At 44.5% G+C, this 22,358-nt stretch carries 19 protein-coding genes; 14 read left to right on the top strand and 5 right to left on the bottom strand.

The genetic code is table 11. The annotated features are described in order from the left end of the window. The first annotated feature begins 75 nt into the window (after positions 1–75). The 12 genes from D2U88_RS04590 (at position 76) to D2U88_RS04535 (ending at position 14,875) form a co-directional block, all read left to right on the top strand. On the top strand, positions 76–867 hold the full coding sequence (locus tag D2U88_RS04590; protein ID WP_119639127.1) for a 3-keto-disaccharide hydrolase: 792 nt from the start codon (positions 76–78) through the stop codon (positions 865–867). 14 nt (positions 868–881) lie between these two features. Beyond that, entirely contained in the window at positions 882–2,309 is a 1,428-nt protein-coding gene (locus D2U88_RS04585) for a Gfo/Idh/MocA family protein (RefSeq protein ID WP_119639126.1), read from the top strand. Positions 2,310–2,330: 21 nt separating this feature from the next. After that, positions 2,331–2,771 (top strand): YybH family protein, encoded by a 441-nt coding sequence (locus tag D2U88_RS04580; protein ID WP_119639125.1) that lies wholly within the window; start codon positions 2,331–2,333, stop codon positions 2,769–2,771. A gap of 118 nt (positions 2,772–2,889) precedes the next feature. Beyond that, positions 2,890–4,038, top strand: coding sequence for a DmpA family aminopeptidase (locus tag D2U88_RS04575; protein WP_235855723.1), 1,149 nt, complete (start codon positions 2,890–2,892; stop codon positions 4,036–4,038). 175 nt (positions 4,039–4,213) lie between these two features. Beyond that, positions 4,214–5,815 (top strand): type I restriction-modification system subunit M, encoded by a 1,602-nt coding sequence (locus tag D2U88_RS04570; RefSeq protein WP_119639124.1) that lies wholly within the window; start codon positions 4,214–4,216, stop codon positions 5,813–5,815. Position 5,816: 1 nt separating this feature from the next. Next, on the top strand, positions 5,817–6,086 hold the full coding sequence (locus D2U88_RS04565) for a hypothetical protein (protein ID WP_119639123.1): 270 nt from the start codon (positions 5,817–5,819) through the stop codon (positions 6,084–6,086). Further along, on the top strand, positions 6,083–7,225 hold the full coding sequence (locus D2U88_RS04560) for a restriction endonuclease subunit S (protein ID WP_119639122.1): 1,143 nt from the start codon (positions 6,083–6,085) through the stop codon (positions 7,223–7,225). Before D2U88_RS04565 ends, D2U88_RS04560 begins: the two co-directional genes overlap by 4 nt. Positions 7,226–7,274: 49 nt before the next feature. After that, entirely contained in the window at positions 7,275–7,613 is a 339-nt protein-coding gene (locus D2U88_RS04555; protein WP_119639121.1) for a type II toxin-antitoxin system RelE/ParE family toxin, read from the top strand. A 24-nt stretch (positions 7,614–7,637) separates the two neighbouring features. Further along, the gene (locus D2U88_RS04550; RefSeq protein ID WP_119639120.1) at positions 7,638–8,729 is read left to right on the top strand and encodes a HigA family addiction module antitoxin; all 1,092 of its coding nucleotides are present in this window, start codon (positions 7,638–7,640) and stop codon (positions 8,727–8,729) included. A 2-nt stretch (positions 8,730–8,731) separates the two neighbouring features. Further along, on the top strand, positions 8,732–12,394 hold the full coding sequence (locus D2U88_RS19695) for an HsdR family type I site-specific deoxyribonuclease (protein WP_119639119.1): 3,663 nt from the start codon (positions 8,732–8,734) through the stop codon (positions 12,392–12,394). 100 nt (positions 12,395–12,494) lie between these two features. Next, positions 12,495–13,634, top strand: a complete 1,140-nt coding sequence (locus D2U88_RS04540) for an SPFH domain-containing protein (protein WP_119639118.1) — start codon at positions 12,495–12,497, stop codon at positions 13,632–13,634. Positions 13,635–13,780: 146 nt separating this feature from the next. Beyond that, the gene (locus tag D2U88_RS04535; protein WP_119639117.1) at positions 13,781–14,875 is read left to right on the top strand and encodes a TFIIB-type zinc ribbon-containing protein; all 1,095 of its coding nucleotides are present in this window, start codon (positions 13,781–13,783) and stop codon (positions 14,873–14,875) included. Positions 14,876–15,121: 246 nt separating this feature from the next. On the opposite strand, the gene D2U88_RS04530 is transcribed toward D2U88_RS04535, so the two are convergent. The 4 genes from D2U88_RS04530 to hemH are packed head-to-tail and all read right to left on the bottom strand — an operon-like array spanning position 15,122 to position 19,569. Further along, positions 15,122–16,222, bottom strand: a complete 1,101-nt coding sequence (locus tag D2U88_RS04530; RefSeq protein ID WP_119639116.1) for a lactonase family protein — start codon at positions 16,220–16,222, stop codon at positions 15,122–15,124. Between the two features lie 52 nt (positions 16,223–16,274). After that, positions 16,275–17,651, bottom strand: coding sequence for an MATE family efflux transporter (locus D2U88_RS04525; RefSeq protein WP_119639115.1), 1,377 nt, complete (start codon positions 17,649–17,651; stop codon positions 16,275–16,277). Between the two features lie 56 nt (positions 17,652–17,707). Beyond that, complete coding sequence (locus tag D2U88_RS04520; protein ID WP_220473481.1) at positions 17,708–18,499, bottom strand: DUF3050 domain-containing protein; 792 nt, start codon at positions 18,497–18,499, stop codon at positions 17,708–17,710. A gap of 23 nt (positions 18,500–18,522) precedes the next feature. Further along, complete coding sequence (gene hemH, locus D2U88_RS04515; RefSeq protein ID WP_119639114.1) at positions 18,523–19,569, bottom strand: ferrochelatase; 1,047 nt, start codon at positions 19,567–19,569, stop codon at positions 18,523–18,525. Positions 19,570–19,711: 142 nt separating this feature from the next. On the opposite strand from hemH, the gene D2U88_RS04510 reads away from it, so the two are divergent. Both D2U88_RS04510 and D2U88_RS04505 read left to right on the top strand, forming a co-directional pair. Beyond that, on the top strand, positions 19,712–20,782 hold the full coding sequence (locus D2U88_RS04510; protein ID WP_119639113.1) for a mechanosensitive ion channel family protein: 1,071 nt from the start codon (positions 19,712–19,714) through the stop codon (positions 20,780–20,782). Further along, positions 20,766–21,623 (top strand): N-acetylmuramoyl-L-alanine amidase-like domain-containing protein, encoded by an 858-nt coding sequence (locus tag D2U88_RS04505; protein WP_235855722.1) that lies wholly within the window; start codon positions 20,766–20,768, stop codon positions 21,621–21,623. The genes D2U88_RS04510 and D2U88_RS04505 overlap by 17 nt, the downstream gene beginning before the upstream one ends. Here the strand turns inward: D2U88_RS04505 and D2U88_RS04500 are convergent. Continuing rightward, positions 21,609–22,358 (bottom strand): ThuA domain-containing protein, encoded by a 750-nt coding sequence (locus tag D2U88_RS04500; protein WP_119639112.1) that lies wholly within the window; start codon positions 22,356–22,358, stop codon positions 21,609–21,611. The two genes, D2U88_RS04505 and D2U88_RS04500, sit on opposite strands and share 15 nt — an antisense overlap.

The following is a 22,358-nucleotide window of genomic DNA, read 5'->3' as shown; positions in this document are numbered from 1 at the left end:
AATGAAAATGGTGCAAAAAAAGTTAATCAATATTTTGTACTTTAACCCATCAGAATAAATACCAACAACTAAACCATGTCTAAAATTTTAAAGCTTTCCCTTCTTTTTTTACTTGTTCTAGCCTGTAAGAATCAATCCAAGCCCACGGATGAACCTGAAACCACCGACACCAATGCTGAAAAAGAATCCGAATGGATCACTCTTTTTGACGGCAGCAGTCTCGAAGGTTGGCGCGGATACAACATGGATTCCCTCCCTCCCGGATGGACGATAAAAGACAGCACCCTCACCTTTGATACGGAATTGGGTCTGGAACAGAATTACACCGGTGGAAAGGACATTCTTTACGGTGCCGAGGAGTTCGATAATTTTGAACTGTACCTGGAATGGAAAATCCCCGAAGGTGGAAACAGCGGCATTTTTTACCATGTGAAGGAAGGCTACGACGGTCCACCTGTTGTGGCCCCCGAATATCAGTTGATCGACGACGAGAACTATGCCAACATCCATGATCTGGTAGGGTACAATTCCCAATTTGGCGCCGAGCATCCTGAGTTGCTCCAAGATTGGCAGAAAACTGGTGCCGATTATGCCATGCACGTGGCGGACGAATCGCAAAAGCAGCTGAACCCTGTCATGGAATGGAACACTACCAAGATCGTGTTTACCCCTGAAAAGGTGGAGCATTGGCTCAACGGTAAAAAATTATTGGAATTTGTGCCTTGGTCCGAAGAATGGAATGCCAAAAAGGCTTCCGGAAAATGGGACAACGCCCCGGATTATGGTAAATTCAAAACAGGCTATATTGCCTTGCAGGACCATTCCAGTCCTATATGGTTCCGAAATATCAAAATCAAAAAATTATAACTTACTAAACGAACATGAACAAACGCGAATTCATTAAGAAAAGTAGTGTTGGCGCACTAGGAATCATGTTGGCCCCATCCATTTTAAAGGGCTCCATGAACATTGATAGATTACGTACGGCCCATATCGGGGTCGGGAATATGGGGGGCGAGGACCTCAAGGCGATTTCATCGCATGCCTCGGTGGATGTGGTGGCCCTCTGCGACGTGGATGCCGTAAACCTGGCCGCTGCCCACAAACTGCACCCCAAGGCCCGCATCTTTTTTGATTATCGCGCCATGTTGGAAGAAATGGGAGATGAGATCGATGCCGTGATCGTTTCCACGCCAGATCATACCCATGCCCCAGCTTCCATGATGGCCATGGAAATGAACAAGCCTGTGTACTGTCAAAAACCTTTGACCCATTACGTTTCCGAGTCACGGGCCATGAAAAAAATGGCCGCCGAAAAAGGCCTGGTCACCCAAATGGGCATCCAGGTGCATTCTTTTTACGATTATAAATTGGCCACCTTACTCATTCAATCCGGTATTATTGGTAAAGTACATACCGTACATGCCTGGTCGCCTAAAAACTGGGGGTATGATGGTCCCTTACCACAAGGAGAAGACCCGGTTCCTACCCAATTGGACTGGAACCTTTGGTTGGGCACTTCCAAAGAAAGACCCTATAAAGATGGCATGTACCACCCAGGCAATTGGAGAAAATTGATGGATTATGGTTGTGGCACTTTGGGCGATATGGGTGTCCATATTTTCGATACCCCATACAATGCTTTGCAATTGGATGTTCCCCGAACCATCATGACAGAATGCCGCCCTACCAACGGTTTTGGATATCCGGAACACAATACGGTAACTTATGAATTTCCTCAAACCCCATACACCACCGAAACCCTAAAATGGGTCTGGTATGACGGTCCTGGAGCTCCTGCTTTGAGTGAAGACCTTTTATTGCCTGGTATGACCATGGGAAAAGACGGCAAAGTTTCCAAAGAGGAAAGCATGAAGGATAAAATGTCGTTGGATGCCAAGGTTGCCGCCGAAAATGAGCTTCCTGATCAAGGGGCCATGTTCGTTGGTGAGAAAGGACGATTGTTGCTTCCGCACTTCATGCAATTGCCCAAGAAAATCAGAAAGGGCAAATATGTGGATATCTCCAAAGAAATTGCCAAGGTTTCCAAGGAAAACAATTTGGGCGAGCCCATCCGAAATTATGAAACCGAAGGTCCAAAGCATTACCACCAATTTGTGGATGCCTGTTTGGGCAAAGGTGAAACTTCTGCCCCGTTCAATTATGCGGCACGGTTGACCGAAACCATTCTTTTGGGTACTATTGCAGGTCGTTTCCCTGGTGAAACGTTGCACTGGGATGCCGAAACCGCCAAGTTCAAGGAAGAAAAGGCCAACCAATATTTGGCCGGGGATTATCGTAACTTTTAGAAGTTTCAAATAGCATCAGAGATGAAAAAAGTGTTGTGCCTCCTCTTTGTGCTGCCCCTGTTTTGTGTTGCTCAGACTTCGAATGAACAAGAGGAAAGGGCAGCCATTGCGCAAGTACTTTCCACCCAGCAGACAGCTTGGAACAATTTTGATATTGAGCTGTTTATGGAAACCTATTGGAAATCCGATGAGCTGACCTTTTACGGCAGTGCTGGTGTGATAAAAGGTTGGCAAAGTACCTTGGAACGATACAAAAAAAGTTATCCGACCCAAGAACATTTTGGCCATTTGGAATTCGTCACCAACGACATTTCCAAAATCAATGATGATGCCTACACCGTAATGGGAGAATACCATCTAACCAGACCGGTGGGCGATATCCAAGGCATTTTTATGTTGGTGCTCAAAAAAATAGATGGAGCGTGGAAGATCATTGCGGACACTTCGTGTAAAGTGGAGTAACCGCAGTATATTTTTCCACGCTTTATTTTCCAGGGGCCTAGGCCCCTTTCTTTTTTCTCTCGGAACATGGGCTTTAGGGGTTTCCTTTTTGATGGATAATGGTTAAATTGAAGGCCATATGCCATCAACCCAAATGACAAGAAAACACCATACCTTATCTTTTCTTTTCCTGATCCTATTTCCATTACTCACCATGTCACAAAACCGACTTAGAGACCACGGAGTAGCCATTGGGGTGCTCCACCCCGGAACCTTCAATGCCATTACCGATGTCCCTGGCGTTCAGGTGGGCCATACAACTTTGATTGAGGGCGACGCCATCAGAACAGGGGTAACCGCCATTCTTCCTCACTCCGCAAACATCTTTCAAGAAAAAGTGCCTGCGGCCATTTATGTGGGCAACGGATTTGGCAAATTGGCCGGTTATACCCAAGTGAAGGAATTGGGGAATCTGGAAACGCCCATCATCCTAACCAATACCTTGAGTGTCCCCACGGCCGTTAACGCAGTCATTGGATACACCTTAAACCAATCCGGGAATGAGGAAGTTCGTTCGGTTAATGCTGTGGTGGGCGAGACCAACGATGGCTACCTCAATGATATTCGAGGGCGACATGTTACCGAAGCTGATGTGCTGCAAGCCATTCAAAATGCTAAAACAGGACCTGTTGCCGAAGGCAACGTGGGTGCAGGCACCGGAACCATTTGTTTTGGTTTTAAGGGAGGTATAGGCACATCTTCTCGAGTCTTGCCGAAACAGTCCGGAGGCTATACCGTGGGCGTATTGGTGCAGACCAATTTTGGCGGATTGTTGCAAGTGACCGGACTGGAAGTCGGCAAAAAATTGGGGCAGTATTCCGACAGTTTTAAATATTCCCCTAACGGTTCCTGTATGATGGTGGTATTGACCGATGCGCCTTTGGATGCCCGAAACCTGGAACGTTTGGCCAAACGGGCGATGCTGGGCCTAGCTCGAACAGGAGGCATTGCGAGCAACGGAAGTGGTGATTACGTGCTAGCCGTTTCTACTGCAGAGGAATGTCGTATTCCCTACGAAAGTAAAAACCCGATTCAGACGGTGCCTACTTTGCGCAATGAAGCCATGACTCCCTTGTTTTTAGCCACCATCGAGGCCACGGAAGAAGCCATTCTTAATTCCCTTTTTGCCGCCGAGACCCTGACCGGACGGGATGGGCACCAAATCGAAGCCCTTCCCAAGGAAAAAGTGTTGCAAATGTTGAAGGAGGCAGGCAAATTGGAGGAATAACCCATTTTGCGCATTTCCCCTTGTTTTGCTGCCAAAATTTCATAGCCGTTTTAGAGCAAATCCCTAATCACCATTGGAATTTTTTCCGGTTACGGGTTTCTGTTTTTTGTTTGATGGAGAATGGTTAAATTGGTAATCTTTTACCAACTCCCCCAAAATTTAATTAGATAACTAAATGGCCAAAACTATCTCTGAGGAACCCTTGGAAAAACAACTCTGGAAAGCAGCCGACAAGCTGAGAAAAAACATTGATGCCGCGGAATACAAACATATTGTGCTTGGACTGATTTTCTTGAAATACATCTCGGATGCGTTTGAAGAGCTCTACGACAAACTCAAATCCGGCAAAGGAGAATATGCCGGGGCTGATCCCGAGGATAAAGACGAGTACAAGGCTGAAAATGTATTTTTTGTTCCTCCATCGGCCAGATGGCGTTTTATTCAAAGTCATGCGAAGCATCCCACGATAGGAAAGTCCATTGATGAGTCCATGGATGCCATAGAGCGTGAAAATGCATCTCTAAAAGGAGTACTGCCCAAAGTGTATGCACGCCAAAATTTAGATCCAACCAGTTTGGGAGAACTGATTGACTTGATTGGGAACATTGCCTTGGGTGATGCCAAAGCCCGAAGTGCGGATGTCCTCGGACACGTATTTGAATACTTCCTTGGGGAGTTTGCCCTGGCAGAAGGAAAAAAGGGTGGACAGTTCTATACGCCAAGAAGCGTTGTTGAACTCTTGGTTGAAATGCTGGAACCTTACAAAGGCCGAGTATTTGACCCTTGCTGTGGCTCGGGTGGAATGTTTGTGCAGTCGGAGGAGTTTGTGACCAGCCACCAAGGGAAAATCAATGATATTTCCATTTACGGGCAGGAAAGCAACCAAACCACTTGGCGATTGGCCAAAATGAACTTGGCCATTAGGGGCATTGATAGCTCGCAGGTAAAGTGGAACAATGAAGGCTCGTTCTTGAACGATGCCCACAAAGACCTGAAAGCCGATTACATCATTGCCAATCCACCGTTTAATGTGAGTGACTGGAGTGGTGATCTATTGCGTACTGATGGTCGTTGGAAATACGGCACACCACCATCAGGAAATGCCAATTACGCTTGGATCCAACATTTCCTGTACCACTTGGCACCAAGTGGACAGGCAGGTTTTGTGTTGGCCAAAGGGGCCTTGACATCCAAAAGTGGAGGGGAAGGCGACATTAGGGCAGCATTGGTGGAAGCGGACTTGATCGACTGTATTGTAAACCTGCCTGCCAAGTTGTTTTTGAACACCCAAATCCCTGCTTCGCTTTGGTTTATGAGCCGTGACAAAACTGGAAAATTCCCCTCTTCCGGAGGGGTGTCCGTAGGACGGGGTGGTCAAAGAGACCGTACAGGCGAAATTCTCTTTATTGATGCCCGCAACTTAGGGCATTTGATAAACCGCAGAACCAAAGTACTTTCTGAGGAAGACATACAAACCATTGCCAACACCTACCACAACTGGCGCAATAAATTCCCCTCTGATGGAGGGATATCCGAAGGGCGGGGTGGTTATGAAGATATAAAAGGCTTCTGTGCCTCCGCCACCAAAGAACGGGTAGCCGAACTGGACTATGTGCTCACCCCCGGTCGCTATGTGGGCTTGGCAGAGGAAGAAGATGACTTTGACTTTGCCGAACGTTTTACCAACCTAAAGGCCGAGTTTGAAGCCCAACTTAAAGAAGAAGCCGAATTGAACGAACGGATCAAGGTAAATCTCAGTAAAATTAAACTTGATTGACATGGCGGAAATAGTCAGGAAACGGACAATACGACCAAGTACTAGAAAGGCCACTTCCTTTAATTACAGAGTAGATGTAGCCAAAGTGTTGGCAGACGACATATTACTTGTTGAGGTAGGTCATGAAAGTAAAGATTTTAAGAAAACCTATACGTTCAATGGAAGTGATTTGGCCAATAAAAACAACATTAGTTTTCGGGTAAGAGATTATGGAACCCATATAGATGTGCAATGGAGTGGCGCTCAACCTTCAAAAAGTTCAACTAGATGAGTGAGTGGAAGGAATATTCTATAGAAGAACTTTTCCATGTTCAGGGTAGAATTGGTTGGAAGGGCTACAAAAGAACTGATTTAGTGGATTCAGGCCCTATTGTTGTTGGTGGAAGGGAAATAAACTCTGAACTGTTTCTTGACCTTTCTGAAGTCAAACATCTTAGCAGAGAGAAATATGAAGAATCACCTGAAATAATGCTCAAACCCGAAGATGTTTTAGTTGTTTGTAGAGGAAACTTAGCAGAGGTTGGGATTTATCATAAAGAATATGGTGAAGGTACACTAAACCCTTCCGTAGTATTATTACGTTCAAAGGGTGTCGTTTTGCCACTTTATGGCTTTTATTACCTGGCTTCGTCTTTTGGCAGGTCTAAACTCCTTTCAATTTCAAGTGGCAGTTCTATTCCGGCCATTTATCAATCAAGTTTAAAAACATTGCAGCTTCCGATTCCAGATTGGGAAACACAAAAGAAAATAGTTGAAGTTCTTAAAAGCTTAGACGACAAAATAGACCTGCTGCACCGCCAAAACCAAACCCTGGAGCACATGGCGGAGACGCTGTTTCGGCAGTGGTTTGTGGAGCGCTCCCTGAGCGGAGCCAAGGGGGAAGGGGATGAGGATTGGGAGGAAGGAGTTTTAAAAGACTTGTTTATCTTACAAAGAGGGTTTGATTTACCAAAGCAAAAACGTGTTGATGGTCCATTTCCAATCTATGCTGCAAGTGGAGAAAGTGGTGGTCACATAGAATCAAAAGTTAAGGGGCCTGGTGTGACTACGGGGCGTAGTGGGATTTTAGGAAATGTTTACTATATATCCGAGGATTTTTGGCCTTTGAACACCTCTCTCTTTGTTAAGGAATTTAAGAAATCATCGCCACTCTATGCCTATTTTCTCTTGAGAACAATTGATATTAAAAGCTTTAATGCAGGTTCAGCGGTTCCTACTTTAAATAGAAATCACATTCATGAACATCCAATATTTATCCCTCCTACGGAGCTTATCAAGCTATTTGACAAAACGGTTGGGTCCATATTTGAAAAAATAAAATTTAATCAAACCCAAATCCGCACCCTTACGGCCCTGCGGGATACGCTGCTGCCCAAGTTGATGAGTGGGGAGGTAAGGGTTTCCAGATAAATGATTTTGACTTACATTTGATGTAAATTAAAAAATATATACCTTTGCAGTGGAAATAACCTTTGATGATAGTAAGCTGGAAAAACTGGCGAACAACTTTAAGAAGTGCCAAAAGCAAATGGGGCAAATTCGTGCAAAGCTCTACAACAAACGTCTTGGAGACCTTCGCAACGCCCTTACCCTTGAAGATGTTCGCTACCTGCCCGGGCATTACCACGAACTCACAGGCGACCGCAAAGGACAGTGGGCTTGCGACCTTGACCAACCGTACAGGCTGGTATTTGAACCACACGAACAACCCATTCCTACAGATGAAAACGGCAAATATATCTGGCTTCAAATCAAAGGAGTGGAAATCATAGAGATTACCAATTACCACGGTAAATAAGAAACAAAGCGAACACAGAGCAACATGGCAACTAAAAAGAATCAATATCATCCGCAAATAGCTTTTCATCCCGGCGAAACCCTTGCAGAAAAGTTAGAGGAATTGGGTATGGGTCCTAAGGAGTTTGCTATCCGTACAGGAAAGCCTGAAAAAACGGTAATTGCCATACTAAAAGGCAAAAGCAGCATCACCCCCGAAATGGCGGTACAATTTGAACATGTCCTGAAAATCCCTGCTCACTTTTGGCTGAATATGCAACGTAACCATGATGAATACGTTGCCCGTGAAGAGCGTCAGGAATTACTGACCGAGTCCACGGAATGGGCAAAATTATTCCCTTTTGCCGATATGGTTAAAAAAGGATGGATATCTAGAAAAACCACCATTGAAGAAAAAACTTCAGCGTTGTTGGCATTTTTCAGCATCAGCAATCATAATGCCTGGGAAGATTACTATTTCAATCAGCAATTAAAGGTTGCATTCCGTATTTCGTTGGCACATACCAAAGAACCTTATGCTATTTCCGCATGGTTGCGAAAAGGTGAGCTACAGGCATCTGAATTGCCCACTAAACCTTACAGCGATAAAGCCTTCAAAGCTGCCCTACCCGAAGTAAAAAGTATAATGGCCAAGCACCCTGAAAATTTCTTCAAACAACTTCAAGCACTATGCTTGGAAGCTGGAGTTAAAGTGGTGCATACCCCTTGTATCAACAAAGCGCCTATAAATGGAAGCACCCGCTGGCTAAATGATACGCCACTGATTCAATTAACAGGTAGATACAAACGAAATGATAGTTTTTGGTTTACTTTTTTTCATGAAGCTGGGCATATTTTGCTACATGGAAAAAAGGATATTTTTTTAGAAGACGTTGATTATTCAGATAAAGACCTAGAAAAGGAAGAAGAAGCAAACAATTTTGCAATCAAATGGACTCTTTCAGATGAACAAGAAGAAGAAATACTACAACAATCTTCACTAACTGAGAATGACGTCTTGGAATTTGCTGAAAAATTCAATACTCATCCTGCCATTATTATTGGGCGCTTACATCATAAAAAACTGTTGCATCCCTCAAAGGGCAGACAGTTTATTGAACCTGTAGAATTAGGGTAAGTTTGAGTAGAATAACCGAACATAGCATAGAAGATTTCGCCATTAAATTATTGGAGCATTTGGGCTATGAATACATTTATGCCCCAAGCATTGCCCATGATGGTGAAAACCCGGAACGCAGTTCTTACGAAGAAGTATTATTGACCAGCCGCATGGCAGAAGCGGTGCGAAGAATCAACCCCACCATTCCCCCAGCTGCACAGGAAGAAGCCATCAAAGAAATACAGCGTATCAATTCGCCAGAATTGTTGACCAATAATGAGAGTTTTCATCGCTTATTGACAGAAGGTATTAAAGTCAGTTATCAAAAAGATGGACAACAAAGAGGCGATTTGGTTTGGTTAATAGATTTCAACACCCCCAAGAACAACGATTTTATAGTTGCCAACCAATTTACGGTGATCGAGAATGGCGTCAATAAGCGCCCGGATATCATTCTTTTTGTCAACGGTATTCCTTTAGTGGTCATTGAACTCAAAAATGCGACAGATGAAAATGCGACCATCAAATCAGCATTCCGGCAAATAGAAACCTACAAAGCCACCATTCCAAACCTGTTTACCTACAATGCTTTTTGTGTCATCTCAGATGGATTGGAAGCCCGAGCAGGAACACTTTCATCGGGCATGAGCCGTTTTATGGCCTGGAAATCGGCAGATGGTAAAGAAGAAGCATCCCACCTTGTGAGCCAAATGGAAACGCTCATTAATGGCATGCTGAACAAAGAAACTTTATTGGACTTGGCCAGGCATTTTATTGTTTTTGAAAAATCAAAAAAAGAAGATGCCCAAACAGGTATAACCACTATTTCAACGGTCAAGAAATTAGCGGCATATCATCAGTACTATGCCGTAAACCGTGCAGTGGAATCTGCCATGAGAGCCACAGGTTACAATTCCCCTCCTGAGGAGGGGTGGTCGAAGACCGGGGTGGTGGTCCCAAACCCACGAATCAAAGAAATCACCAGAGCCTCTAAAAACTACTTCTCCCTTCCTTACAATCCAAAACTCAAAGAACGGGCACGCGAACTTCGCAAAGCGGGAAACCTTCCTGAAGTACTCTTTTGGAATCAAGTAAAAAACAAGCAATTCAAGGGTTATGACTTCGACCGACAAAAAATTATAGGCAATTACATTGTTGATTTCTACTGTGGAAACTGTCAGGTCGTCATTGAGATAGATGGAGCAATCCACGATTTTCAACAAGAATATGATGCGGATAGAGATAGTTTTCTACAAAGTCTAGGCCTTACAGTAATCAGGATACCAGCAGTTGATGTATTAAACAAGCTAGACCATACCATTGAGTCCTTAAAAAACCATCCCGCCCTAACGGACACCCCTCCTCAGGAGGGGAATTTTGTAATGGAATCACCCGAAAACTATGGTGTATCGGGTGTGAAATCACAACCCAAAGGCGACCGAAAAGGTGGTGTAGTTTGGCATACCCAAGGAAGTGGTAAATCCCTTTCCATGGTGTTTTTCACGGGTAAAATCGTTTTGGCTTTGGACAATCCTACTGTTGTGGTCATCACCGACCGTAACGACTTGGATGACCAACTCTTTGATACCTTTGCCGCTTCTACCCAATTGCTGAGACAAGAACCCAAACAAGTAGAAAACCGAAGCGACTTAAAAGAAAAACTAAAAGTAGCTTCCGGCGGTGTCATTTTTACCACTATTCAAAAGTTTTCACCCGAAGAAGGCAATGTGTATGAAACCCTTTCTGAAAGGGAAAACATTGTGGTCATTGCTGATGAAGCCCACCGTACACAATACGGCTTCAAGGCCAAAACAGTCGATGATAAAGACAGCCAAGGTAATGTTATTGGCAAAAAAACCGTGTATGGATTTGCCAAATATATGCGTGATGCTTTACCCAATGCCACTTATATAGGATTTACCGGAACACCCATTGAAAATACTGATGTAAACACACCTGCTGTTTTCGGAAACTATATTGATGTCTATGACATTGCCCAGGCAGTAGAAGACGGAGCAACGGTTCGCATCTATTACGAAAGCCGCTTAGCAAAAGTGAACCTGAGCGAAGAAGGTAAAAAGTTGGTTGAGGAATTGGATGATGAACTAGACGGAGAAGAACTCACTGAAACCCAAAAAGCCAAAGCCAAATGGACACAGTTGGAAGCATTGATCGGCAGTGAAAACCGTATCAAGAATGTAGCCAAAGATATCATTCAGCATTTTGGCCAACGCCAAGAAGTATTCGAAGGCAAAGGAATGATTGTGGCTATGTCCAGAAGGATTGCCGCTGATTTGTATGCCGAAATCATCAAGCTAAAACCAGAGTGGCATTCAGACGATTTGGACAAAGGCGTGATTAAAGTGGTAATGACTTCATCATCTTCGGATGGACCCAAAATCGCTAAACATCATACAACCAAGCAACAAAGAAGAACGCTTGCTGACCGAATGAAAGACCCAGATGATGAATTGAAACTGGTCATCGTACGGGATATGTGGCTTACAGGTTTTGATGCGCCAAGCATGCACACGCTTTACATCGACAAACCCATGAAAGGCCATAATCTAATGCAAGCCATTGCGAGGGTAAATCGTGTCTACAAGGACAAGCCCGGTGGTTTGGTAGTGGATTATTTGGGTATTGCTTCCGATTTGAAAAGGGCTTTGTCATTCTACTCTGATGCTGGTGGAAAAGGTGACCCAACTATTGCCCAAGCCCAAGCAGTTGAATTGATGTTGGAGAAACTGGAAGTTGTATCGCAGATGTTCAACGGCTTCCCTTATGAAGATTATTTTCAAGCGGACACGGGCCAAAAACTATCCATGATTCTAGCAGCTGAAGAATATATTCTTGGTCTAGAAGATGGTAAGAAAAGGTATATCAATGAAGTCACCGCTCTTTCAAGAGTTTTTGCTATTGCCATTCCACATGAACAAGCAATGGATGTGAAGGATGAAGTTTCTTTTTTCCAAGCAGTAAAAGCTAGATTGGCAAAATTTGACAGCACTGATTCAGGTAGGACCGATGAGGAAATTGAAACAACCATACGCCAAGTTATAGATCAGGCCTTAGTTTCTGAACAAGTAATCGATGTTTTTGATGCTGCGGGTATCAAGAAACCGGACATTTCGATACTATCAGAAGACTTTTTGATGGAACTTAAAGGTATGCAGCATAAGAATGTTGCATTGGAAGTTTTGAAGAAGTTACTCAATGATGAGATAAAAGCACGTTCCAAAAAGAATTTAGTAAAGAGTAAGTCGCTCAAAGAAATGTTGGAGGATTCCATCAAGAAATACCACAATAAAATTTTGACCGCTGCCGAAGTGATGGACGAACTCATCAAGTTGAGCAAGGAAATCGTGAACATGGACAATGAGGCAAAGAAATTGGGGCTTTCTGACTTTGAGTACGCTTTCTACACCGCAGTAGCAAACAACGATTCTGCAAAGCAACTAATGCAACAGGACAAGTTAAGAGAGCTTGCCATTATTTTGACCGAGCGGGTAAAACAGAATGCGTCAATCGACTGGACCATCAAAGAAAGTGTTCGGGCGAAACTCAAAGTTATCATCAAACGGACCTTGAGACAGTACGGTTATCCACCGGACATGCAAAAACTAGCAACAGAAACAGTATTGAAACAAGCAGAGATGATTGCAAAAGAACTCACTATTTAGAACTTTAATTGTAACATTCTCCCCTCATTTCACACTAACCTAACGGAAACCTTCCACACTTTTTTTAACTTTAAACATCAATAATCAAAAACACTAGACCATGGATATTTTTGGAAAGATCAAGGAAAAACTCAGCAACGAGTTTATTGATATTATCGAGTGGCTCGACTATACCGACGACACCATTGCGTATCGGTTTGAGCGCTACCAGAACGAAATCAAGAACGGGGCAAAATTGATTGTCCGCGAAGGGCAGACCGCCGTTTTTATCAACGAAGGGCAACTGGCCGATGTGTTCACCCCCGGCACGTATGACCTCACCACCCAAAACCTGCCTATTTTGTCTACGTTGAAAGGGTGGAAATACGGTTTCAACTCCCCTTTTAAAGCGGAAGTGTACTTTGTAAACACCCATTTGTTCACCGATGAGAAATGGGGCACCAAAAGTCCCATTACATTAAGTGATGACCGCTTTGGACTGGTGGAGATCAGGGCCTTTGGTACATACGCCTATAAAATTTCGGATGCCGGTAAGTTCATCAAGGATATTGTGGGCACCGATAGCAACTTTACCAATTTCGAAATCAACGAGCACCTAAAAAGCTTGATTGCCACCCGCTTTACCGATACCGTGGGCAAGGCCAATCTCCCTATTGAATTATACGCGGCCAACACCACCGAACTTTCCGATACCTGTCGCGAAGTGATGGCCCCTGAATTTCAAACGGTGGGAATCTCTTTGGAGAAATTCTATATCGAGAATGTCTCCATGCCGGAAGAACTCAAAAAAGAAATTTTTGAATACAGCCGAATCGATAAACTGGATCTGGACAAATTGGCCAAGTTCAAGGCTGCCAAGGCCATCGAAGCTGCCGCCCAAAACGAAGGCGGAACAGCCGGTGCCGGAATGGGCATGGGAATGGGCTTTGTGCTAGCCCAACAAATGGGGAACCTCATGGGCGGTGCCACACAAGCGGCACCACAAGCCACAGGTCAACCCACTGCCGGGGCCATACCTCCACCAATGCCTGCCCAGACCCTATATTATTATGCCACAAATAGCACGCAACATGGCCCGGTAACCTTTGAACAACTGCAATCCCTTTTTGCATCGCGCACCGTTAACCGCGACAGTTTGATCTGGAAACAAGGCATGGCCGCCTGGACCGCTTTAAAGGATGTAGAGGAACTGAAATCGTTCTTGGGAGGCAATACGCCACCACCATTGCCTGGACAATAATTTTACATTGTCATTTCGAAATGAGTTGCAAAGCAACGATTGAGAAATCTCGGTTCATATAGATACAGATTTCTCAGTCGCAAGCTCCTTCGAAATGACAATCCATCAACATTGATATAGATTCCCTCTTTCGCGGGAATGACAACATGGAAGAACCTACCATCCAAAAATCAGAACTCAAAAAAACCTGCGTCAACTGCGGGGCAGAACTCACATACAAACCTGGGACCACCAGCATCACCTGTGAGTACTGTGGGCATGAAGAGGCCATCGCCCCAAAAGAAAAGGGTTTTGAGGAACTGGAGCTGTACCCTTACCTCAAAGAAATGGGGTCGCAAAGGCACAGCGAGGAAATTTCCATGCTACATTGCAAGAATTGCGGTGCCGACCAACATGTGGAGGAAAACTATAAATCGCTTCATTGTGTGTACTGTGGCCAACCTTTGGTTGTGGAAGATGCCTACAAGGAGAATTGGATTTTGCCCGGGGCCGTGTTGCCGTTTCAAATTGATAAAAACCAGTCGTTCCGCATTTTCAAGAACTGGGTGAAACGGCTGTGGTTTGCCCCTAACAATCTGAAAAAGGCCGCTCTGGACCCTCAATTTACGAAAGGGCTCTATCTACCCTATTGGACCTTTGATGCGCAATTGTACGCCTCCTACATTGGTCAGCGGGGAGAATACTATTATGAAACGCGAAGGGTTCGGAATGCGAACGGCAAAATGGTGACCCAACAAGTCCGGAAGACCCGTTGGTACCCTGCTTCAGGGGAAGTTTCCGGGTTTGTGGACGATACCTTGATCGAGGCTTCCAAACAAAAATCAGGAAGGATTCCTGGCAAGATTGCCTATTGGGATTTGAAAAAATTGCAACCGTTCGACAGTGGTTATTTGTCTGGTTTTGTGACCGAAAAATATACCATTTCGTTAAATGAAGGCCATCTGCATTCCAAGGAAGTGGCACGCGATATTGCCACCCGGTGGTGCATGCAAGACATTGGAGGCGATACCCAAAGGGTAACCTCCATGGACATGAAACTGTCCGAAGAAACCTTTAAACACATTTTACTGCCCGTTTATGTAAGTGCCTATCGATACAATGGTAAGGAATACAATTTTTTCATCAACGGGGAAAATGGGAACATTTCTGGTACGCGACCTTATAGTTTCTGGAAGATTTTCTTTGCGGTGTTGTTGGGCTTGATTGTGATTGGGGTGATTGTTTTACTGGCTAAAAAATAAATATTCTTCGCCTGACCTGAATGATAATCAGTATAGTTCTCTTTCAGCGTTACTTGTCATACTGAAGAGTCCTTGGGAACGACGAAGTATCCCCTTGCTGATTCATAGATTCTTCGCTCCGCTCAGAATGACAATCGGCATAGTTCTCCTTCACCATTACTTGTCATACTGAGGAGTCCTTGGGGATGACGAAGTATCTCATACCTAATCCAGGGATTCTTCGCTATTCTCAGAATGATGGCCTGACTATTCCTCAAACACCAAACACACTGGATTGGGCAATGCGGTCTCGTTTAAATACGTAAGGGAGCCTTTGTCCACATCTCTTTTGAACACTACAATGTTGCTTGACCTTTGATTGGCCGCCAACAAAAATTCACCCGTGGGATCCAAGGAAAAATTACGGGGCCAATCGCCGTGGACGGATTCCCTTCCCACCAAAGTTAATGTCCCATTTTCTGGATTTACGGAAAAGATTACAATGGTATTTTCTCCCCTATTGGAACCATACAGGAATTTCCCGTCGGGGGATAAATGAAGGTCAGCACAGGCATTGTTTCCTTGGTAATTGGGGTCCAAGGTTTTCACCATTTGGATTTCTTGATAATCCCCTTTCGCATCTTTTTCAAAAACGGAAATGGTGCTGTTCAGTTCACTGATCACATACAGCATCTTTCCACCTTCACCAAAGGTGAAATGTCGCGGTCCGGCGCCATCAACAAAGGGTAAGGATGGTTGAGGGCCAGGAACAAATTTCCCATTTTCTTTTTTATATCTTTTAATGGCGTCCAATCCCAAATCCGTCACCATCAATCCATCAGCAGTAAATTGGGCCATATGGGCGTGGGATGTTTTGGTGCTATCCAAAAGTTTGTGATCTATGATTTGCGGATGTTCCTTCAAAGAACCATCAGAATTCAACTTAAAAAGGGCCACATTGCCACCTGTATAGTTGGCCACGGCCAAATGTCCATCCCCGGAAAGAGAAACATGACAAGGATTGGCACCTTGGGTTCCCATGCTGTTCTGGATTTCCAACATCCCATCCTTTAGGGCAAAAGCGGTCACGCCTCCTCCCAAACTATCAAAATCGGCGGTTTCTTGAACGGCATACAAGTTTTTATGGTCTTTGGAAAGAGCTAAGTACGAGGGATTGGTCAATTTGGCAGCCAATTGTTTATTCGCCAATTCGCCCGTCCCCGAATTAAAAGTATAGGTGTAGATGCCTTCGCTATCGCCATCGGTATACGTGCCAACAAAAAGGGTGTACATGGGTTTTTCTTCAGGTTTTTCTTTACAGGCTAATGTTACTAGGATCATCAGACTGGCAAAAAGTGATTTCTTCATGGTTGTTACGTTACGACCTCCAAATTACACATTCTTTGTGGATGCCATCCCATTAGGTCAATTCCTTCTTGATTTCTTTTCCCAAATAAATGCCCGTGACCACCGTGGCCAACACATCTGCAATGGGAAACGAAAGCCATACCCCTGTTTCTTGCAAAAACTTGGGCAATAGCAAAATCAACGGAATAAAGAAAAAACCTTGACGAGTCAAGGTCAGCAATAAGGCTGGAATGGCTTTCCCCACCGCTTGAAAATAAGCTGCCCCAATCAATTGAAGGGCAATGATGGGCGTGGCTGCGAAAACCAATCGCATGGCAAATGGAGTATGTTGCAAAACAAATTGGTTAGTGGCCAATTCTTCCGGAGACAGTCCAGGTCGATTACTCAAGAATAGGGCAGCAAACTCCCCTGGAAAAATCATCAACACCACAAAAACCAACGTCGCTACCAAAGCGGCATACTTGATTGCCGTATATATGGATTCCTTGACACGGTCATAATAGGCAGCACCATAGTTATACCCCGCAATGGGCAAAAATCCCTGTGTAACCCCAAAAACGGGGAATAAAGCAAACATCAACATACGCCCGATAATGGCGTAGACCGCCACCATAGGTTCCCCACCCAAATTGAACAATATATTGTTCATGAGCAGGTAGGTGATACTGGTGACCGCCTGTCTTGCAAGGGTCACGAAACCCAAAGAACTGATCTCACGAAGTATTGCCGGGTCCAACCCAAAATGGGACAGGCTGATCTTCAATTCCGAATTTTTAGACAGAAAGAAGTAAAGAATGTAGCCAAAACATAATAAGTAGCCCACCGTAGTGGCCCATGCGGCACCTTCCATTCCCCAATCAAATATGTAGATGAATACATAATCCATCAACAAGTTGCCCACAGATGGAATAATCATGGCGATCATGGCAAACTTGGGTTTCCCTTCGGCACGGATCACGGTGTTTCCCATCATACAAAGGGCCAAAAAGGGCACTCCGTACAAAATGATGGTATAGTAGATTTTAGCGGGCTCAAAAATGGAACCTTTCCCTCCGAATGCGGGAATCAGGTTGTCCACATAATACAGTCCGAGTGCCACCATGGTCACCGTGACCAAAAGGGTAAGTGTAATCTGGTTTCCGAAGGTTTTTAGGGCTTTTTCGTGATTGTTGGCACCCAAGGCACGGGAAATGATACTGGAACCCCCAATACCGATGGCCATCCCCAACGCAGCAATAAAAAAGGAAACAGGCAATACCACATTGATGGCGGCAATGGCAATGGAACCTATCCAATTACCCACAAAAATGGAATCGACCAGTACGTTCAACGACATCACCAAAATACCAATGGATGCAGGAACGGCCTGTTTGATCAATAATTTTCCGATGGGTTCCTTCCCGAGTTCTTCAGAGGTAACTTTGGCCATGCCAAGGATTGTTCTTTTGGTGTAAGTCTAACGTGAACTGAATGGTTCCCTCAAATCTACAACGCATCCACCAAATTATCCTTGTTCTCGGTGAGTTTTTTGGCAATGCTGTCCCAAAGTCCTATTCTGCGTTCCAAGGCCCTTCTGCTGTAGGTAAAAACATCTTCCCATTTCTGCTCATCGGAACCGCACAAGGCCTTGATCATTTTAACAGCCAAGGGGCCGTGTTCATCACCGTCCAATTCAATATGCCTTTTCAGGTAATAGGAAAGTTTGGCGTATTTGCTTGGGCCATTTTCTCCGGATTGCTCAATGATGCCCAAAAACATATCCGGAATCAGGTCTTCCCTTCCAAAGGTAAAGGCGGCAGCAATGATATGGGGTTGTTGGGTATTGATAGCCTCAAAAGTGAATTGCAAAAAATCTTTCTCGGCTTGGTCCAAATCCGTGTTTTCAATTTGGTGGGATATGTGTTCCAAATTGGTAAACGTGGAGATGACCTGTAACACTTTGGATGTATCAGCTTCCACTTCTTTCATGGCATCCAAGTACATTTCAAAATGGCTTTTGGTCTCACCCAACTCGTTGAAATCACTTTCCTCCTCCAACACAATTTCGTTGATGAATCGGGCCACGGAAGCATCAGAAGCTGGTTTCCAAGGAAGGGAAGTACAGGTCAGCTGTTGCTGTAACGCTTTCAATAAGGACATGAAATCCCAAACGGCGTACACATGGCTTTCCATAAAAATCTTGATGTCCTCCACCGATTCCAATTGGGCATATAGGGGGTGATTTTTGAGTTGGTCGCGTACCCCTTGCAGGTGATGCTCCAAGTGTTCCATTTTCATAAAGCAATTTTCTTTTTCCGGTATTATTGAATGTGATATTCGGGCAACACACCACTTTTTTCCCAAGTGTTGATCCATTCGGCCATCAATTCGGCCCAATCGTCACGGTCGTTCAAACAGGAAATGTGAATGTAATCCCCTCCCCCTGCTTCTTGGAACTGGTGCTTACCTTCCATGGCAATCTCTTCCAAGGTTTCCAAACAGTCACTCACAAAGGCCGGAGTGATGACCGCCAGTTTCTTGATACCTTCCTGGGCCAAGCGTTCAAATTCCTTGTCGGTAAAGGGTTGCAGCCATGGGTCGCTCCCCAATCGGGATTGAAAGGAAGTACTCACTTTCTCTTCGGGAAGTCCCAATTCTTTCTTGACCAGTTCTGTAGTATCCAAGCATTGGTGCTTGTAACAGGTATGATGGGCTACGGAATTGGTTTGGCAGCATTTGCCATCCAATTTGCAGTGCGACTTGGTTGGGTCAGACTTTTTAATATGGCGTTCCGGGATCCCGTGATACGAAAATAGGATGTGATCGTAATCAAAATCCTTCAACCCTTCGGCTATGCTTTGGGACAAAATCTTCACAAAATCCGGATTACTGTAAAAAGCAGGCAGGGTGGTCATTTGCATCTCAGGGAAAAATTCGGCCTGAACGTCCATAGTCTTTACCACCACCGTTTCGTAGGACGACATGGCGTAATGCGGGTACAAAGGCACCAAAAACACTTCATCCACCCCTTTTTCCTTCAGTTCCTGTAACCCTTCCTTAATGGACATGGAACCATAACGCATTCCCAGCGCGATGGGCAATTGGGTGCGCTTTTGCACTTTTTCCGCAAACCGTTTTGAAATTACTATCAAAGGAGATCCTTCATCCCACCATATTTTGGAATAGGCCTCAGCGGAACGCTTCGGACGAGTGTTCAGGATAATCCCCCTAACGATGATGTTCCTTAAAACCGGATTCACATCGATGACGCGCTCGTCCATCAAAAATTCATCCAAGTACGGTTTTACATCTTTTGCAGTGGGGCTGTCGGGCGAACCCAAGTTGACCAATAAAACTCCTTTTTGCACGGCTTTCTATTTTGAGCAGCAAAAATAATACACGGGGCCGACTTTGCCGTTGGCACATCAAAATACTTTCTTATGATGAAATAATGAATCTCGATTTTGTTGAAGCCTGTATCTGTGGACATTTCTCCCTATTTTTGTGGATATGGAGTCTTTTCAAGAACAAGTTTCCAAAGAATCCCTGATTTACTTGGGCATTGCCCTACTCGTTTTGGTGTCGCTATATTGGGGCACCTCCGTGGTGATGAAACGAATGGGTAAAAGTCCGAGATACCTTTTACCTACGGGTTCCTTTAGAAAACTGGCAACACCTTTGGTGTTGATTTTCCTTTCCGTTCTCCTTAGGATGAAAGCACTTCGTGTTGTTCTAAATCTGGAAGAAGCAGGGTTTTGGTTCCGAAAGACGAGTACCTTGTTGTTCATTTTTGCGATGAGTTGGGTAATGATCGCCCTGCTGAAAATCGTTAAACAAATTGTGATCCGAAATTATGATGTGGGGGTGGCGGACAACCTGAAGGCCCGAAAAGTCTATACACAGTTTACCATTTTGGAGCGGATTTTCATTTTCATCATCATCCTTTTGGCCGTTGGTTTTGCGCTGATGAGCTTTCCCGAAATCCGTGAATTGGGGCTGAGTGTCTTTGCCTCTGCTGGTGTAGCGGGAATCATCATTGGTTTTTCGGCCCAAAAATTCATTGGGACCATTTTGGCAGGCATCCAAATTGCCATTGCACAGCCCATTAAATTGGACGATGTGGTCATTGTGGAAGGTGAATGGGGCCGTATTGAGGAAATTACCCTGACCTATGTAGTGGTGGCCATTTGGGACAAACGGCGATTGATCGTGCCTACGCCCTATTTTATTGATAAACCCTTCCAGAATTGGACCAAGACTTCTGCCGATATCTTGGGTACCGTGTTTTTGTACGTGGATTACAATGTTCCGTTTGATAAACTTCGGGAAGAATTGACCCGGATATTGAAAAACACCGATCTTTGGGATGGCAAGGTGAACGTTTTACAAGTAACCGATTCCAAACCCAACCATGTGGAGGTGCGTGCCTTGATGAGTGCCAAGGACTCACCCACGGCTTGGGACCTTCGGGTGCTGGTTCGCGAAAAACTGATTGTTTATGTACAGGAAAATTATCCGGAGAGCATTGCCAGAACAAGGGTAATGATCCAACAAAATGAAAAAGATGAAATCGACTCATAAAATTGCAATGCTTCTCCTGTTTTTGGGAAGCTTTGTAAACGCCCAACAAATTACTTGTTCCCCGAAGGACAAACCCCTTTTCGAGTCGAAAATGGCAACTTTGGAAAAAACCCATGCTGCTAGTTTGGGCGATACCATCACAACCGTGGGAAAATCTTTTTTGGGTACTCCTTACGTTGAAAAAACACTCAAAATTGGGGATACCGAAACCCTGGTGGTGAACCTCAGCGGTCTGGACTGCACCACTTTTGTTGAAAATATCATGGCCTTCAGCCTCATGTTGAAAAACAACGAATCGGATTTTGAGACTTTTGCTAAAAATTTAGAAACCATCCGGTATAGAAATGGGGATATGAATGGGTATCCTTCACGTTTACACTATTTTACGGAATGGATCCGCAACAACGAAAAGAAGGGATTGGTCAAAGACATCACGGCGGAAATAGGGGGTGTACAATTGGAAAAATCCATCGATTTTATGGGAACGCACCGAAACCTGTACCCGTTTTTGGCCAGTGATGAAAACTTTCAGGCCATGCAACACGTTGAACAGGAACTGGCGAAAGAAACATTGTGCTATCTGCCCCAAGACCAGATTGCAGGCAAGGAACAACTTATCCATTCTGGAGACATTATTGCTTTGGCCACCTCCATCAAAGGGTTGGATGTGACCCATACCGGAATTGCCATCCATCAACCCGATGGCAGGTTACATCTGCTTCATGCCTCCAGTAAAAATGGAGAAGTGGAAATCAGTGAACTGCCTTTGGCAGATTACCTCAAGAACATCAAAAGCAATATTGGGATCATTGTGGCAAGGCCCACTCTACTTTCGTTTTAAACACCATTCAATGGCACCCAAAAGGTGTTGACGAAATTCGGGTTCATCGTAAGAAGCTTCGGTATGGCCCAAACCCGTGTAAAAAACCCTGCCCCCGTCATATTCGTGGTACCAAGCAATGGGGTGGTTATCCCCATTGATACCACCTTTATAACTGGTTTCATCCAACTTTAAAAGTACATGCACATTAGGGTTAAGATCCTTAAAATTGTACCATTCATCAAAATGCATCCAAACATCTTGTAAATGTGCCGTGGACGGATGGGTTTTGTCCAGCACATCAATTTTGGCCTTTTGTTGTTCTGGATGGCTCACAAAATAACCTCCCACCAACTTGCCATACCAGGGCCAATCGTATTCGGTATCGGAAGCGGCATGTACACCCAAATAACTTCCTCCATTTTTGATGTAGGATTCAAAGGCCTTTTGTTGGGCATCGTTCAGCACATCCATGGTCGTGTTCAAGAAAACGATCAGCTTGTAGTTTTTCAGGTTCTGTGAGGTAAAGTCTTCCCCACTTTCTGTTTGCAAGGCAATAAAACCATTTTTCCTGCCCAACTCGCGAAAGGTCTGTACTCCTTTTTCTATGGATTGATGCCTAAAACCAGCTGTTTTGGTAAAGACGAGGACCAATTCGGGCATTTTGACTTCTTTGCTTTCAGTCGATGGATCATCCTGTGCCGAAACTTGGGTCATCAGTGCCAAACCCAATAGGACGAATACAATTTGTTTCAT

The organism is Flagellimonas aequoris (genome assembly GCF_003584165.1).
In the GTDB taxonomy this organism is placed as follows: domain Bacteria; phylum Bacteroidota; class Bacteroidia; order Flavobacteriales; family Flavobacteriaceae; genus Flagellimonas; species Flagellimonas aequoris.
This window is presented reverse-complemented; position numbering and strand designations above follow the sequence as displayed.